Genomic DNA, 16,276 nt, shown 5'->3' on the forward strand with positions numbered 1-16,276 from the left:
ATACCGGGACGCTGCGGGAGCCCGGATAACCCCTGCGCGGGGACCGACGGCCGAAGCTTCGTCGATCCCCGCGCAGGGATTTAAGGGGTAGTGGGAGGGGGTGTGCCGCCATTTTGAACGTTCTTCATGGAGATCGGCGGGACCACGCCGGTGGCCGGGGCCATTCCCGGGGCCGCGCCGCCGTTGGACTGATCGTATACGGGAACCGAGCTGACGCCTTCATTCACTGCCGCCGCGCCGGAGTTGGTGTCGGCGTTCAGGAGTGACGAGTCCTTCACGGTCTTGCGTTCGATACCGCCTGCGGCGTCGATACTCTCCCCGGCTCCAGCCTCAATGTTGGTGTTGACCAGCGTCGTCTTCCCGCCGGAAGTGATGCTCACGGCCCCATCGGCGCTGATCTCCGCGCCCTGGTTCTGGACGCTCTTACCACCGCCGATGCCGATGAATGCGCTCGAAGTGTTGTCGGCATCCTTGGCGGTTGTCGCGGAGGTTCCGGCCTCCGCCTCCCATTCGCCCGAGGTTGCAGGTTGGGTGCCGGTAGTCCCGGAGGTGCCGGTCGTCCCGGGCGTGCCGATCGAAAGGCCGGAGCCGATCATCTGGGCCGCAGTTCCGGCCTTCGACGCCGTACCCGCCTGCTGGCCCGAGGCGGCACCCGAGGACGAACCAGTCGTTCCGGTCTTTGCCGTCGTCCCGGCCTGCTGGCCCGACGTTGCGCCCGAGGACGAACCCGTCTTTGCGGTCGTGGCCTTCGTGGCCGGAGTGCCGGTCTTCGCGGTTGCTCCCGCCTGCCGACCGGAGGCGGTGCCCGGAGACGAGGCCGTTCCGGTAGTCTTGGCTGACGTCCCCTTGGTGCCTGGGGTCGATGCGGTCTTGGTGGCCGGGGTGGTTGTCCCCGTCGTCCCGGCCTTCGGTGCCGTGCCGGTCTTTGCCGTTGTTCCGGCCTGCTTGCCCGAGGCGGCGCCCGAGGACGAACCCGTCTTTGCGGTCGTGGCCTTCGTGGCCGGAGTGCCGGTCTTCGCGGTTGCTCCCGCCTGCCGACCGGAGGCGGTGCCCGGAGACGAGGCCGTTCCGGTAGTCTTGGCTGACGTCCCCTTGGGGCCCGTGGCCGATGCCGTCTTGGTGGTCGTGGTGGTTGTACCCGCCGTCCCGGCCTTCGGTGCCGTACCGGTCTTTGCCGTTGTTCCGGCCTGCTTGCCCGAGGCGGCGCCCGAGGACGAACCCGTCTTTGCGGTCTTGGCCTTCGTGGCCGGAGTGCCGGTCTTCGCGGTTGCCCCCGCCTGCCGACCGGAAGTGGTGTTCGGAGACGAGGCCGTCCCGGTCGTCTTGGCTGACGTCCCCTTGGTGCCCGTGGTCGATGCCGTCTTGGTGGTCGTGGTGGTTGTACCCGTCGTCCCGGCCTTCGGTGCCGTGCCGGTCTTTGCCGTTGTTCCGGCCTGCTTGCCCGAGGCGGCACCCGAAGACGAACCCGTCTTTGCGGTCGTGGCCTTCGTGGCCGGAGTGCCGGTCTTCGCGGTTGCTCCCGCCTGCCGACCGGAGGCGGTGCCCGGAGACGAGGCCGTTCCGGTAGTCTTGGCTGACGTCCCCTTGGGGCCCGTGGCCGATGCCGTCTTGGTGGTCGTGGTGGTTGTACCCGCCGTCCCGGCCTTCGGTGCCGTACCGGTCTTTGCCGTTGTTCCGGCCTGCTTGCCCGAGGCGGCGCCCGAGGACGAACCCGTCTTTGCGGTCTTGGCCTTCGTGGCCGGAGTGCCGGTCTTCGCGGTTGCCCCCGCCTGCCGACCGGAAGTGGTGTTCGGAGACGAGGCCGTCCCGGTCGTCTTGGCTGACGTCCCCTTGGTGCCCGGGGTCGATGCCGTCTTGGTGGTCGTGGGGGTTGTACCCGTCGTCCCGGCCTTTGATGCCGTGCCGGTTTTTGCCGTTGCTCCGGCCTGCTTGCCCGAGGCGGCACCCGAGGACGAACCCGTCTTGGTGGGCGGGGTGGCCGCTCCCTTTGTGCCGGTCTTTGCCGTTGTTCCGGCCTGCTGGCCCGAGGCGGCACCCGAGGACGCCGCCTTGGTCGGGGTGGTGGGCGTTCCTGCCGCGCCAGTCGTTCCGGCGGGCTTGGCGGCCGTCGGCTTTTCGGTCTTCTTGTCTGCGGACACAGCGATGGTCACGCCGAAGCCGGACTCCGTATTTTTGGTGGCGGTGATGTTGACGGCGTCCTTGGCCGTGACGGACGCGTCGCCCGAAGTGGACAGGTTGGTCCCCACCAGGTTCACGTCGCCGCCGCCCGCCTTGATGGCGATTCCGCCCGCACCGGCCGAGACGCTGCCGGCCTGCTGGACCGTCTGGTCCTTGGTCCTGAACTGGATGCCGACCGCAGCGGATTTCTTGGTTTCAGTGGTCGGAACGGTCGGAGTCGCCGCCGGGTCCGCCGGGGTGCCCGTCTGCTGATTCGCCGTGCCCGCGTTCGAAGCCTGCTTGGCCTTCAGCTCATCCATCACGGTGCCGTGATTCTTCTGCCAGGTCGCCAGGTCCTTGTTGCTTTGCGCGCTGCCGTCGGAACCCTGCGTGCCGCCGGTTCCGGTTCTGGCTGCGGGCGTCTGCGTTGCCGTGCTCGGGGTCTTGTTCGTCTTCGAGGCGGAACCGGACAGCGCGACGCCAACGGCTGTGGATTCCGAAGTGCTTTCGGCGGCTTTGAAGTTGACCTCGCCTCCGGCATCGATGCTGGCCTTGTTGGCTGCACCCAGCGCCGTGCCTTCGAGTGTGACGTTCTTGCCGCTGTTGATGGCGAGGTTGCCGCCGGACGTGAGGCTGCCGGCCTCGGCGATCGATTCCTTGGCTTTGCTGTGGCCCACCTCGGCGGTCACCGTGGCGGATTTGCTGTCGGAGGAACCTTGGGCATTGGACTTCTTGGATGTGCCGACGGTCACTCCCGCCCGAACGCCTGTGGACGAGCTCTCGGAGGTGCTGCGGGCCGCAGTGAAGTTCACGCCGTCCGCGCCGCTGATGGTCGCGTCGCCGCCGGAGGCCATGTTGGTGCCTTCCAGGGTCACGGTCTTGCCGGAGGTCAGGGTCAGCGCGCCGCCGGATGCGATGCTGCCCGCCTTGGCGGTGCTGGAAGAGGCGGTGTCCTTGCTGTAGCCGCCCGCAACCTTGGCATCCATACTCGACTTGCCCGATCCGCCGCCTGCGGAGTCGCCGATGGCAAGACTGGCGCTGGCGTCATACGAGGTTTCGCTGGAGCTCGAGGTATCCCGGGCGGCGTCGAGGGTGATATTGCCTCCGGCCTCGATGCCGGTGTCGCCGGTGGCGGCGAGGTTGGTGCCTTCCAGCCGGGTGTCGCCCTTTGTCTTGATGCTGATGTTGCCGCCGGAGCTGATGCCGCCCGCCACGGCAGTGGAAGAGCTCGCCGTGGTTTTGGTCTTGCTCGTGCCGCCGGAGACGCTGGCCTCGAAGCCCTTGCCCGTGCCGCGCGACACTCCGGCGCTGACCGCGCCATTGATGTTGCTGGTGGACGAGGACGAGGTTTCGGTATTCTCGGCCGCCTTGAAATCCAGGGAAGCCGCTTCGAGCGCCACCCCCTGGCCGCCGCTGAGCTGCGTGCCTTCCAGGGTGGTCGCCCCGGAGGTCGTGCTCTTGATCTTGCCGCCGGTCTTGATGGTCGAGACGACGGCCTGGCTGGACGTGGACGCGCTCTTGCTGCTGTCCGTGCTGTAGCTGGCCTTGATCCCCACGCCGACGCTGGCCGATCCCTGCACCCCGGCGCCCGCCTCCGCCTTGGGTCGTCCGTCCAGGCCCAGGCCCGCGCTGACTCCGGCGCTGGCCGTTACGCCCGCCTCGCCCTTGGCGTACACGCCCGTCTTGGCGACATCGGACTTGCTGGAGCTCGTCTTGTAGCTGGTGTTGGCAGCGGCCCGGCTGTCGTAGGTCTTGGCGGTCTGGGTGAAATCGCCGCCCGCCTCGATGGCGGTGCCGACATCGGTGATGCCGTTCTCCGCGGTGCGGGAAATGGACCCCGAGCCGGAGGTGATGGAAGAAACCCGCGCCGTGGTGCTCCCTTCGGCGTCGGAGGTCGAGGAACTCTTTCTCTGCACCCCGACGGACAACTCGGCCTTGCCGCTGATCGAGGCGCTTCCGCCCGCATTGACGCCGAGCCCCGCGTTGGCCGAGGCGGCGGCCTGCGCCTTGGCGCTCGCCTTGCCGTCGATGTACAGCCCGGCGCTGGTCCTGCTCGTGGAGGAGGTGCTCTCGTGGCTATCCTCTGCGGCCAGGAACGACATGTCCTTGGCCGTCAGGTCCACGCCGGTCTCGCCGCTCAGGTCCGAGCCCTGCACCACGAGATTCTTCTTGGAATTGATGGTCAGGTTGCCGCCGCTGGCGAGCGTCGTGCCCTGGTTGGTGATGTCGGTCGAGGTCTCCTCGGTGGTCTTGGTCCGGACGAAGTCGATGCTCGTTTCGGACTTCGCACCTGCAACCGCCGTGGCGCCTGCGCTGGTCGTGGCGCTGCCGGTGCCGACGTTCGCACTGGCCCCGGCCGTGGCCTCCGCGTTGACCGAATTGGTCGTGCTCGCGTAAAGGCCGACCTTGGTCGTGGTGGTCGTGCTGGAGGTCTCGTGGGTGTCCTGCGCGGCCAGGATATCCACATTCCTGCCGGAAAGACTGGCATCGCCCCCGGCGGCGACCTCGGCGCCCCGCAGCACGACATCCTTCTTGCCGGTAATGGTCAGGTTCTGCCCGGCCTTGATCCGGGACGCCACGGCCGTGGTCGAGTCGTCCGTGGAATCCGTGACCGTGGTCGTCTTGAAATCGATCCCGCCCGCATCGTTGGTGGCCGAAGCCTCCGCGCTCGCTTCGACCTTGCCTGATTCGGCCGAGGAGTCGGAAGAGGAGGACTTCTTGTTGCCTTCTCCACCGGAAACCGAAAGGAAGCTTGTCGTTTCCGTATGCGTCGTCAGGCTATCCGTGTCGCGGGCCTCCAGGACGTTCACGTCCTTGGCGGCAATCGCGACGCTGCCCTTGGCGTCCACCGTGGCTCCTTCGAGCGTGGCCGTCCTGCCCGCAGACAGGTTCACGTCCTTGCCCGCAGAGAGGGTCGAACCGGAGGCCGTGGTCTGCGAGTGGTCGGTAGTGGACGTCTCCTTGCCCCACAGGCCGCCGCCCACGCCGACGCCCGAATTGGTGGTGGTTGACACCACCTCGGCGCTGTCCTCGCGGGCCAGGATGTTGACGTTTTTCCCGGCGTTCAGATCCGCGCTGCCACCGGCGCTGACGTCGGACCCCGCCACCGTAATGTCCTTCTTGGCCAAAACCTTCAGGTTGCCGCCGCTGGAGAGGGTGGAACCGATCTGCTTCGTGGAGCTGGTGCTGGTGTCTGAGCTGTGGAAATGGGTCTCCGCGATCGTCTTGTTTTCGACGGTGTCCAGGACCACGTTCTTGCCCGCGGTCAGGCTGGCGTCGCCCCCGGCGGCGATATCGCCCCCCAGGTTCGCGATGTTCTTCGCCGCGTCGAGTTGCAGGTCGCCCTTGGCGACGATGCCCGCAGTACTGCCCACGAGCGTCGAGGTGGCCGTCTCGTCCCCGCTGGTCTCGGCCGTCGTCCGGTTGACGATGCTGCCGCCGGTGGAGGTCAGGGCCACGTCGCCGCCGGAGAGGGTGCCGCTGTTGTTGACGATGTTGCCCGTGGCGGTGACGCCGAGTGTGTCGGAGCCGGAAATGGTGCCGCCCGAGTTGGTCAGCGAGGTCACGGCGAGATTGACGTTCTTGCCCGAGATGGAGGCTCCCGCGCCCGAGGCGAAAGCCCTTTTGGTCGAAGCCGCCAGATAGACCACCGGCGCAAGCACGGTCTGGCCGTCCACAACGGTCTCGACCATCCAGAGCATGTCCTCCTTGAGCAGGGACTGCTGGTGTTCGCTCAGTTCGGTGCCGATCTCGAGGCCGAGCAGCTTGGCCTGGCCTGCGGCGCTGTCCATGAGGCTCTGCATCTGCTCCTTTTCGCTGGAATACGACGGGAGGAGCGTGGTCCCGGTCTTGGTGGCCAGCTGCTGGCCGATGAGGAACGTCTCGTACCCGGCGTCGCCCAATCGTTTGATCACCTCGTCGGAGTCGAAGTTGTATTTCTGCAGCAGGTAGTCGCTGCCCAGGAAGTTGTCGATGTCGGCGTACAGCGGGTTGGTCTCCACCAGATAGCCCGCGCTGGGATCCTTGGCCGTGACGTACATGCCGTTGGGGTTGCCCGGCAGGTTCAGCGTCAGGCCCGCGAAGGACGTCCCGGCTGCGGTCAGGGAATCCGGGCTGGCGACGGAGAGCGTGGAGCTGGTGTTGGTCAGCGCCAGCCCCGTCGCCGTGATCGTCTTGCCTCGGATGTAGGACCGCTTTGCGGACTTGGCGGGGCCATCGGCGCTGGTGATTGTTCCATATGAATACGTGAAGTCGTCTCCCTTGAGCGTTTGTGTTTTCGACTGGGAGAATGTCTTCGTGGCGACCATCAGATCGCTGTTGTCGAACGTCGCGCCCGTGTTGCCGATCAGGTTGACCGCGTTGCCCGAGATGGTGCCCCCCAGGTTGACCCCGGTGTCGAAGCCCTTGATGGTCACCGTCCCGTCGCTGCCGCCGATGATGCGGGGCGAATAGCCGGGCACGCCGCCCCCGAACGTCTCCTCTTGGGTCCAAGTGAGCGCGAAGTAGGTATCGATGCAAGTGGAAGCGCCCAAGGTGCCGCAATGATAGACATCGCCGCCGGTGTACGTCTCCTCCTGTTCGGATTCGGGGCCCCACATCCGCTTGCCCGTGTGAACCTCGTTGGTGAATCGCGGCGCGGTTATGGTGATGTCGTGCTGCGCGTTGATGTGGCCGCCATTGAAGAAGAAGGCGCCGGAGGTGACGGTTATGTCGTTGCCCGCGCCGACGGTGCCGAGGGCGTTGCTGTACTTGCCGATGTTGTTGAAGGTGTCCGTGGTCGAACTCAAGTTGTTCCCGGCGTAGATCGCGCCTTCGTTCTCCACATAGACCGGGGCATTCAGGAACATGTCGTGCGCGGCGGAGATACCCCCGGTGACCTCGTTCTTTATGGACAGGTTCGACACGTCCACGGTCAGGTCATGGCCGGAATGCAACACGCCGTAATTCCAGAGCGAGTTGTGGAGAGTGAATACCCCGGCACCGGTTCCCGAAGTGGCGGCCAGGATGCGCGAAGTCGTGTCATCCGTGTAGCCGATGGTCACGGAATAGGCATTCACATCCATGTTGCCGGTGCTTTCCAGCTTGCCGCCGCCGGTGACGTAAAGCGAGTTGATGTCCTGCATCGCCACCGATCCGGCCAGCATCGAACCCGTGTTGTTGATGGTCATGGCCCTGCTGGCGTCGATGACTGCGTACCATCCCCGGGCGTCCAGCAGGCCCCCGGCATGGATGGACCCGCTGTTGTCCAGCGTGTCGGAAGCGCGCAGGATCACATTGCCGTTGTCCGCCGAGATGATCCCCTTGTTGACCAGGTAGCCGTTGATGCCGGTGGAGACGAGGGTGATGTTTCCGTTGGTGCTCTGCACGCCTTGCCCGGCCCCGTCGTCGAAACGGACGTAGCGGTATTCGTTCTGCACGAGCATGTCGCCCACGGATTTGAGCGCGGAGCTGCCGAACAGGAGCTCGCCGTGGGTGGACGTGATCGACATGGTCCCGCCGGAGTAGAACGTGGCCTGGGAATTCGCGGCGGCGTTCAGGCTGTATACGTTCATGTCCAAGGCGGAGCCCGCGCCGTAGTAGACGCCGTCGATATTCCACGCCCAGGTCCCGGGGTCGAGCCATCCCGGATTGGGACCGGTGAGGGTGACCGTGTTGCCGTACCGCTTGTTCGCGTCGGTGATGCCTGCCGTGGCCGAAGCCGTGTCCGTCAGGTCGCCGAGATTGTAGGCGAGCTCGCCGCCGGCCATGAGGCTGCCGCCGGTGAGCACCGCGCCGCCGCCAGCGGCGTTGATGCCGAGGTTGCGTTCGGCGGAGAGGTTGGCGTCGGTGATGGCGATGGCGTCGGTACTGGTGCTGGACGTGGTCAAGGACAGGTCCTGCTTGGCCGAGACCTTGCCGCCGATTTCGATCTTGCCGCCGGTCGAGATGGTGAAGTCGGAGGCCGTGGCTGCGGCCTCGCCCTTCACGCGCACGCCGATGCCAATCCCGTATCCCGCGTCTCCCGTCAGCTTGATGCTCCCGGCGTACATGCCGCCCAGCGCGGTGGAGTCGATGGACCACGTGGGGTTGTAGTCGGGTGAGACGATGGAGGTCGGTCCCGCTTCACGGTTCCACCGGAAGGCGCCCGCCGTCACGTTCAAATTCTGCGCGTTGACCTGCCCGTCGATGACGACCTTGCGCGAGACGAGGTCGAGCATCTGCTGGGCGCTGGCGTTGAGGCCGGTGCCGGTAACGAGGATGTCGCCCCCGGACACCGTGAAATAGTTGAGCGCGCCGTCGGTGACCGTGGGCCTGCCAGTAACCAGGCTGACGCGGTCCGTGTTGATGAACCCGCCGCCGCTGCTGGTGATGCCGTTGGGGTTGGCGATGATCACGTCGGCCTTGCCGCCCAGGACCTCGGTGAAGCCTTCGAGGCTGCTGCGGCTGGTGCCCGTGACCTCGTTGAGGATGATGCTCGCCTGATTGCCCGTGCCCAGATTCGGGTTTCCGGCGATCTGCCCAGCCAGCTGGGACTGACGGTAGGCCTCGCTCATGTCCCCGTTGTTCAGCACCAGGCCGTGCGTGTCGACGTCGTAGCTCGTATAGGCGTTGTGCGACAGGCCGGAGCTGTTCGGCGTGGCGATGTTGACCACAGGCACGCCGTTTCCGGCCGGGGAGATGGTGGTGTTGGTGGCCCCGGAGGGAACCGGGTCCGCCGCCAGGACCAGCTGGGGCGGGCACAGGAGCTGGAAGCACAGCAACCAGACCAATGCCCTGAACCCGAGGGCCATGCCTTTACGGCTTATCTTACGGGTCATGATTCCTTGCATCGCGATGTGTCTCTTCGCTGTGGCCATGGGGGAGCTCCTTAAAAGCTGACGGTCAAGGTCGCGGAAAATTGCACCGGCTCCCGCTCAATGGCGGTGGGCACGGCTATGGATTTTGCGGCGGACAACTCGCCCGTTACGTGTTTTCCGGAAAAGCGGACGCCGAGCGCCGCGCCGGAGAGTTCGGCGTCGTTGGCTGTCTTGAACTGCTCGATCCGGCCGTAGTCGAAACCGATGAACGGCCTCGGCGTGATGCCGGTGTAGGGAATGACCGGCAGGGCTGTGGAGATTTCGTTGCGGACATAGAAGGCGCGGTCGCCCGACAGGCTGTTCCGGTTGAATCCGCGCACGGTGTAGAAGCTGCCGAGGGTCAGTTGCTCCGACCCGTAGAGCGGCACCAGCGCGAATTGCCCGGAAAGCTGGCTGCTGAAGGTCATGCCCTGGTCCAGGACATCGAAGGGCACGGTGACGCCGCCGGAATACCGGAACTTGGCACCCTGGGCCTGCGGGGCGGAGGTGGCAGCGCCGTCCAGGTCCTTCAGCGCGCCGAACTCCGTGAGTCCCTTGCTCCAGCCCAGCCCGGCGTTGGCGATGAATCCGGGAAAGCGGGAGTACCAGTTGGCGTCCACATCCAGGATGGTCAGCTTGCGGCTGGACACGGTGAGGTATTCGCCGTCGAGGTAGTTCTTGGAATTCTTGGTGTTGAGGGCGATGAGCGTGGACAGCTTCTGGTTCTGGTCGCGGTAGGCGACCCAGTCCAGCTCGCCGCGAAAGGTCTCGTTGGTACCGCGCGCCACCAGGGTCCGGGAGCTGGTCTTTACGGGCGCGCGGTAGCTGGAGCTGCCGTAGAAAAGCTGGACCCCGTAATAGCCGAACGGCAGCGAATAATAGAGGCTGTCGGCCTCGGAATCGTGAAATTCGCCGTCTTCGAAGAGCGTCTTCTTCTTGGTGTAGCTCAGGTAGTCGTTGAGCGCGAGCGGGTGGTCCAGGCTGGCGGTAATTCCTCCCTGATGGCGGCCGGTGGAAAGGCCGCCCAGGTTGTCGAAGGTGCCGGACACGGAGAGGGGAATGGTCGGCTTGTTGGAGATGGTGACGATGCTGGCTCCCGCCTCGTCGCCGGGGCTCACTTCCATGGTGGCGTGGTTGGACTGCAGCCGGTTGACCTGGTCCAGCCCCTGCTCGATGTCGCGCAGATTGAGCGTCTTGCCTTTGACAAAGGGGAACGCCGTGGCCAGGTTCACGCTGTGCTTGTTGCCGTCCTTGAGGATGAGCCGCTCGACCTTGCCCTCGACGATGAGGATTTCGAGCCGTCCCGAGTTCAGATCCTGCGCCTGCACATAGGGGCGCACGGCGATGTATCCCCGGTCGATGTACGCCTTGAGGATCTCACCGAGCAGTTTCTCGATGTCTTCGACGTAGAGGCATTTGTTCAGATAAGGGGCGGTCAGGCTTTTTCGGACCTTTTCCGGCAGCAGCGTGACCCCGGTGAGCACTATTTCCCTGATTTCACGGCAGACGCCGGTTTTCTGCAGGCTCGGCTTGGGCACTTCCGGCAGCGGTTGGGGCGCCGTCTCCGTGCCGCGATCCGAGTCCAGCAGCCGCTGCTGCCCCATGCGCTCCTGCTGCTCGTTCTGGATGCGCTGCGCCTCGCGGTTGGCCGCGTCGACCTCGGCCGGGGTGGCGGCGCGGGCAGCCACTGCGGGCAGGAGCAGGACCCCGGCCAGCAGGGTCGCGGTGAATGGCGCGCGAGGCGACAGCCTGAAAAGCAATGACAAGACCTTGAACATCTATCGGCACCTGCAGAGTTCGAAAACGTGTATCGACGAAGAGGGCTCAGCCGGGGCGAGCCAGCATTCACAAATTTATTTCAACTTAACCCACCCCGGACATCCGGTCTGTACGGGAAATCCCCCACATCGCCTTCTTTTACGTGAATCAGGTTTATCGATTAATTTCAGATGATTCTCGCCTTGCACCCAATGGACTTCAGTGCTAACGGATCGTTTGGTGGTTACCCGGATTGTCACTTCGTCACCCAGGCGAAACCATTTGGGCATGGAGCGAATGCTTTGTGCCGGTTGTGTCTTTTCGGAAAATCCGCAACGGATCGCGAAAGGCGAAACGGCCGGGAAACCCGGCCGTCAAGGGGACGGGGCATTGCCCATGCGCACGGCTCCACGCGACACGGAAATACGGCAGCAACACAGAGAGATACAGCAATGCCCCCGGCTCAGGACCAAGCCTTTCGAATCTTTCTGGTGGACGACCACCCCTCCATTCTCAGCGCGTTGAGGACCATCTTCATCGAGCGCGGGCATGAAATCTGCGGCACGGCGGTCGATCTGGAGTCGGCTATGCGGACACTTGACGCCTGCGAGCCGGACCTGGTCGTGGTGGACCTGAGCCTGAGCGGCGAGAGCGGACTCGACCTCATCTCCCCGCTCGTCGAGCGGGACATTCAGGTTCTCATCTACTCCATGCATGAGGATGCGACCACGCTGGGACGGGCGTTCCAGATGGGGGCGATGGCCTACGTCGCCAAGCGCGAGCCGTTGCCGATACTGCAGGAAGCCATCCGGAACATCGTGGCGGGCAAGCGGTATGTCAGCCCGCTGGTCGCCGCCAATGTTGAATCCGCGTCGCTTGAGATCCAGACGCTCAGCAAGCGGGAGAAACAGATCCTCGACCTGCTCGCCAAGGGCGAGGCGAATTATGAAATCGCCGAATCGCTCAACATCAGCGTCCGGACGGTGGAATCATACTACACCCGCATGATCGCCAAGCTGGAGCTGCAGGGCATGAAGGATTTGCGCAAATACGCCCTGACCGAGCGAAGATAGCCTTCCCGCGATCGCGATGAGCCTGCGCCCAGCACGTAAGGATCGTTCGGTGAACGGGAAAGGACTGTTTTTTCAAGATGGACAGTATGCAGGCAGCCGGGCAGACTCCCCATCCCTTGAGCCGGAGGCGAAACCGCCATCCCTTTCACCTGCTGCCGGAGCTTGCGCGAAGGTTTTGCGGCGTCATATGGTAGGGCATATCCACCGGATAAATCGGTTATCAGAAGGAGGTAAAACGCACTCAAGGCGCGTTCATAAGTTTTGACGAAGTCTGAACTGATGAACGCTTAAGTTTGTATTAACATGCCGTAACACCAAACACTTCTTTGCCGTTTATTTCCAAACGGCACGCTTTCACATCCAAACGCCAGGCTGGAACACAGCACCCCCGCCGGACAAACGACAGGTATCTACAAATCTGCTGTTGTCGAAATTCCCCCACGGCCACCGCTTTACGCGCAGGATGAACGAGCCTGCGTGGTAACACACATTATTAAATGGATTCTCAGGATTTTTTCTTCTGTGGGAAACGGACATTGATTTGTCCCATGTCGGTTGTTGTGTGGCGCATTCGCGCCATGGGCAGGTCATTTCCCGGCAAACGGGGAAGGCCCGACCTGCTTTGTCCCGGGGCGCTGCCCCGAACTTCAGGAAGGAGATTCCATATGAAATCCATCAGTCTGGTACTGGGCGCGAACAGGGCAACCTAGTCCGGGCCACGCGCAGAACAGCACAGAATCCGGCAGAACGCCAAAGCCTTCGCAAGCCGGTTGCGTGAAGCCGGATTTGGGGTCCGCAAATGGACCAACATTTCCAACAAACATTTTGCGGCCGTGGCCGCCAAGATGAAAGAACAGGGCGTGGGTGACGGGCGTATCGCTGAAATCTTTTCGGCAGCCCGTCACCTTTGCGAAACGTACGACAACACCCGCATCAGTCCGACCAATGACGTGTTCGGCGTGAAGCGCGGGACCATTGCCAACGCCAACAGCAAGGCGGTTCCCCCTGAATTCGTCTTGGGGCAATCGCCAAACTGGAAACCGAATCGTCATACGAGCATGGTCCCCGGTGCGCCGCTCAGAGCCGGCTTCAATACGAACTGGGGCTCCGACGTGAAGAATCGGCGAAAGTCGATCTGATCAACGATTGGGACAAGGAAGGCCGCACCCTTTACATCTAGTATGGTCCGAAGGGTGGTCGCTGCACAGCAATCGTCATAAGCGGTTCCATCGCATGGATGCCGAGCACACGGGTTTTCAGCCGCCCAACCAGCACGATCCGTGACAGCCTTTTAGAAGGCCGCGCGGGACACCGCTGGGGACGAATGGCCCCGGCTCGATGCCGAAGCCTGGGATGGAATCGAAGTCACTGCCGGACATTCCCCTGGCCGCCGTGACGTGTCCGATGCCTACCTTGGTAGTTCCCGTTAGAAGAAGTCCCGCCATTTTCGGCGGGGCTTCCCTTTTGGGGCGTGAGGTTGCCTGGAGATGAATCGCCTGAGCGAATCATATCCAGGCAACCGTCCTCCCCCGTCGGCTTGCGGCCGACGGGCGACATGGTCTTGCTTGATCTGCTGAACCTGCGGCTGGATTATTTGCAGGACCGTGCGTACTCGGAGTCGCACTATAAGAAGACCAAGCTCGCGGCCCAGCGGTTGTTGGACTATTTCGGCAAGGTGCCGTGTTCCGCCATCACTCGCCTGAAGGCCGACGAATTCCTGATGGCCGTGGTCAAGGAACGGACCCCGGTGGCCGGGAACAACGACCTCAAGGTGCTCCGGGCCGCGTTTTCCTGGGGCATGAAGCGGGGCCAGCGGTTCATTCAGGACAACCCCTTCGCGGGGTTGGAAACGTTCCCCAGCGACAAGCCCAGCGAACGGAAGAAGACCCCCAGGAGCGAGGAACTGGACCGGATGATCGAAGCGGCTCAGCCGAAGCACCGCCCCTATTTGTGGGTGTTGCGGGAAACCTTGGCGAGAAGCATCGAGGTTCACCGGCTCACCTGGAACCGGGTCAACTTCGGGGAACGGTATATCGAACTGGAAACACGCAAGAACAAAAAACGGGAACCGGTGCTGCGCCGGGTGCCGATGACGGACAAGTTGTACGAAGTCCTTTCGGACTTGTACGCGGACCACGATCCCGGCAAGGAATGGGTGTTCTGGACTCGGAGCTACAACGCCGAGACCGGCAGGATGGAAGAAGGACCCTACAAGCGGGGTCGGTATTCCATGCTCCAAAAGGTCTGCCGGGATGCGGGGGGGGGGATTACTATACCTTCCACCGCTTCCGGGCATCGGGCGCATCCGTGATGGACAACAACGGGGCCCTGCTTCCGGGCATCCAGCACATCCTTGGCCACGCGGACCGGCGGAGCACGGAAATCTATCTGGAAAAACTCCGTGACGTGGAACGCGACGCCATGGACGTCTACGAAAAAGAAAGCCGCAAGAATGATGACAAGGTCGCCTGACAATTTCACACATGCGGTTTACACACACCGACGAGACGGCTTGCGGGCACTTGTCCGCAAGCCGTTGAAAACAAGAAGAAAGACCGGATAGTCACACACAAAGACCGTGACGATTCTTAAGGCCCTCGGCCTTAAGCAGGTCCAGGGCAGCGCCCTGGTCTCCCCGAAGGGGCCGCCGGAGGCCTCCCCTCTCTCGCCTTACCGCAATCTCTCCAACTCCGGCTCATGCCGCACACCGATGCGCTCCATGAGCCGCGCGCACCAGCCACAGTCGCGGCAGTTCTTGTCGCAGGTGGTTACATGCTCGGCAAAGTCGGGCGGCAGACTTGCGCTGGGCACTTCCAGATGGTTGGCGAGATCGCTGAGGGTATCGAGCAGGTTGAGCACGTTCCCGGGATGCGACTCAGCCAGATAGGCCTTGAGGGCTCGTTGCAGAAAGGGAGTGCCGAGGTTGCGGCCGCAGAGCTTGAGGCCGTCGATGTGGGGGGCGTAGAGGTGGGCGTCCTCGGGCCGGATGAACGGGGAGGCGAGGACGGTGGCTGGGTCGGAGAGAAAACGGCGGATGCAGCCGAGGTCCCGGTTGGTGGTGAAGGTCCGGTCCGGGCAGAGGTGCTCGTTGGCCAGGGCGATCTGGGCGTCGTGCACGGGTTTGTAGGGGCAGTCCGGCAGACAGCCTTCGTTGGCGATGAGCAGGAGCTTGATGCCGGGCCGGGCAGTACGCAAACGGTCGGATGTTTCGGCCAAACGGGCCATGTCGCGGTTGAGGGAACGGTCCAGCACGAGCCGGGAGGGCGAGCGGAAGGCGGTGCTTTCGATGAAGCCGAGCATGGCCAGGGCGGCTGGGGCGGAGTCGAGCCGGGTATTGATGCTGGGCACGGCTTCCAGACGGCTGGCGGTGGCAGGTCGGGCATCGGACAAGGCCTGGAGCAGGTAGGCGTCCGCAAACACGAGGCCGCGCACGTTGGGATGCTCGGCGAGCCGGTCGAGGGTGTCGGCGGCAGCGTTGAGATGCGTGGCGGAGAAATATTTGTCCGGCGTGTGCAGACGGGCGTTGAGCAGGATGAAGATATCGGTGTCGGGAAGATGATCGATGGCGTCGTGGAGGGCTTTCTGGTCGGCGGATTCCATCCGGTGACGGGCGTCGGCCAGGGCCGGGTGGCCGGGACTGAGGTGAAGCGCGTCCAGCCCCTCGGCATGGCGGGCGAGGGTGGCGGCCCAATCCGGGTCCGGGGTGAGGGGAAGTTCCAGAGGCAGCACGTCAGTTCCCGATCAGGGCAAAGGCTGCCACGGGTTGCGCCCATTGCGGCAGGGCGCGGTAGAACAGGCCATGGCCGAGTTTACTGCGCAGGGGCAGTTCGCTGAAGGCCAGGCCGGGGCCGGTGTGCTGTGCCTTGGCCTCGGCGCAGGAGCCCGCCTCAAGGTCGCTGGTGGCGTAGATGGAGAGCAGTTTACCCTGGAGACGGGCGCCGCGCTTGACCTTGAGGAACTGGGTGTAGGCGCTGGGGCGCAGGCCGCGTGCGCACCCGGCCAGGATGACGAAGTGGACCCTGGGTTGGTTCAGGCTGGAGGCGACGAGCAGGGCGATGAGGCCGCCCTTGGAGAATCCGGCCACGGTGATGTTTTCCGGAGGTACGCCATTGGCCATGAGGCCGCGCACTTCTTCGGTGACGCGAACGGCGTAGCGGTGCTCGTTGACCTTGCCGCGCACTTCCTCGACCACCACGAGCCCACGGTCCGCAAAGTAATTGATGATGTCGTCATAGTGGTAGGCCCCATAGCGTGGGCTGACAGCGTTTTTCCCCTGCGCTTCGATGATCTCTCCGTGCAGGTATATGAAGTATTTGGCAGTCGGATCGGGGGAGGCCAGCGCCTGTTCGAAGGAAATCGCCGCCGCATTGCCGGGCAGGGCCAGCAATACGGCGGCGAGGATGATCGAGAAAACGGTGCGGGACATGAGAACTCCTTGGCTGGGCCGAGTGTAGCTCGCGTCCACGTCCGATG

8 protein-coding genes are annotated in these 16,276 nt (G+C 64.0%); 4 read left to right on the forward strand and 4 right to left on the reverse strand.

Annotation, left to right across the window (positions count from 1 at the left end; all coding sequences use genetic code 11):
- Nucleotides 1-80: 80 nt before the first annotated feature.
- Complete coding sequence (locus ACI0FG_RS17700; protein ID WP_419786338.1) at nucleotides 81-8,954, reverse strand: hemagglutinin repeat-containing protein; 8,874 nt, start codon at nucleotides 8,952-8,954, stop codon at nucleotides 81-83.
- Between the two features lie 50 nt (nucleotides 8,955-9,004).
- The gene (locus tag ACI0FG_RS17705) at nucleotides 9,005-10,750 is read right to left on the reverse strand and encodes a ShlB/FhaC/HecB family hemolysin secretion/activation protein (RefSeq protein ID WP_419786339.1); all 1,746 of its coding nucleotides are present in this window, start codon (nucleotides 10,748-10,750) and stop codon (nucleotides 9,005-9,007) included.
- 432 nt (nucleotides 10,751-11,182) lie between these two features.
- On the opposite strand from ACI0FG_RS17705, the gene ACI0FG_RS17710 reads away from it, so the two are divergent.
- The 4 genes from ACI0FG_RS17710 (at nucleotide 11,183) to ACI0FG_RS17725 (ending at nucleotide 14,275) form a co-directional block, all read left to right on the forward strand.
- Nucleotides 11,183-11,803 carry a response regulator gene (locus tag ACI0FG_RS17710; protein ID WP_419786340.1) on the forward strand — a complete coding sequence of 207 codons (621 nt, stop codon included), beginning with the start codon at nucleotides 11,183-11,185 and terminating at the stop codon, nucleotides 11,801-11,803.
- Between the two features lie 770 nt (nucleotides 11,804-12,573).
- Complete coding sequence (locus tag ACI0FG_RS17715; protein ID WP_419786341.1) at nucleotides 12,574-12,942, forward strand: hypothetical protein; 369 nt, start codon at nucleotides 12,574-12,576, stop codon at nucleotides 12,940-12,942.
- Nucleotides 12,943-13,358: 416 nt separating this feature from the next.
- On the forward strand, nucleotides 13,359-14,114 hold the full coding sequence (locus ACI0FG_RS17720; protein WP_419786342.1) for a tyrosine-type recombinase/integrase: 756 nt from the start codon (nucleotides 13,359-13,361) through the stop codon (nucleotides 14,112-14,114).
- A complete protein-coding gene (locus ACI0FG_RS17725) occupies nucleotides 14,114-14,275 on the forward strand; it encodes a hypothetical protein (RefSeq protein ID WP_419788411.1) in 162 nt (53 codons plus the stop codon). Before ACI0FG_RS17720 ends, ACI0FG_RS17725 begins: the two co-directional genes overlap by 1 nt.
- 198 nt (nucleotides 14,276-14,473) lie before the next feature.
- Here ACI0FG_RS17725 and ACI0FG_RS17730 read toward each other — a convergent pair whose 3' ends face one another.
- Both ACI0FG_RS17730 and ACI0FG_RS17735 read right to left on the reverse strand, forming a co-directional pair.
- Nucleotides 14,474-15,532: a hypothetical protein gene (locus ACI0FG_RS17730; protein ID WP_419786343.1), complete on the reverse strand. Its 1,059-nt coding sequence runs from the start codon at nucleotides 15,530-15,532 to the stop codon at nucleotides 14,474-14,476.
- A gap of 1 nt (nucleotide 15,533) precedes the next feature.
- Nucleotides 15,534-16,229, reverse strand: coding sequence for a hypothetical protein (locus tag ACI0FG_RS17735; RefSeq protein WP_419786344.1), 696 nt, complete (start codon nucleotides 16,227-16,229; stop codon nucleotides 15,534-15,536).
- Nucleotides 16,230-16,276 lie beyond the last annotated feature (47 nt).

The sequence above is a fragment of the Pseudodesulfovibrio sp. 7M6 genome, from assembly GCF_050058625.1.
In the GTDB taxonomy this organism is placed as follows: domain Bacteria; phylum Desulfobacterota; class Desulfovibrionia; order Desulfovibrionales; family Desulfovibrionaceae; genus Pseudodesulfovibrio; species Pseudodesulfovibrio salinus.

Excerpts from the sequence above, each read along its gene's own strand:
- ACI0FG_RS17735 (WP_419786344.1), bottom strand. The coding sequence starts at position 16,229 with ATGTCCCGCACCGTTTTCTCGATCATCCTCGCCGCCGTATTGCTGGCC.
- ACI0FG_RS17710 (WP_419786340.1), top strand. The coding sequence starts at position 11,183 with ATGCCCCCGGCTCAGGACCAAGCCTTTCGAATCTTTCTGGTGGACGAC.
- ACI0FG_RS17700 (WP_419786338.1), bottom strand. The coding sequence starts at position 8,954 with ATGACCCGTAAGATAAGCCGTAAAGGCATGGCCCTCGGGTTCAGGGCA.
- ACI0FG_RS17705 (WP_419786339.1), bottom strand. The coding sequence starts at position 10,750 with ATGTTCAAGGTCTTGTCATTGCTTTTCAGGCTGTCGCCTCGCGCGCCA.
- ACI0FG_RS17725 (WP_419788411.1), top strand. The coding sequence starts at position 14,114 with ATGGACAACAACGGGGCCCTGCTTCCGGGCATCCAGCACATCCTTGGC.
- ACI0FG_RS17720 (WP_419786342.1), top strand. The coding sequence starts at position 13,359 with ATGGTCTTGCTTGATCTGCTGAACCTGCGGCTGGATTATTTGCAGGAC.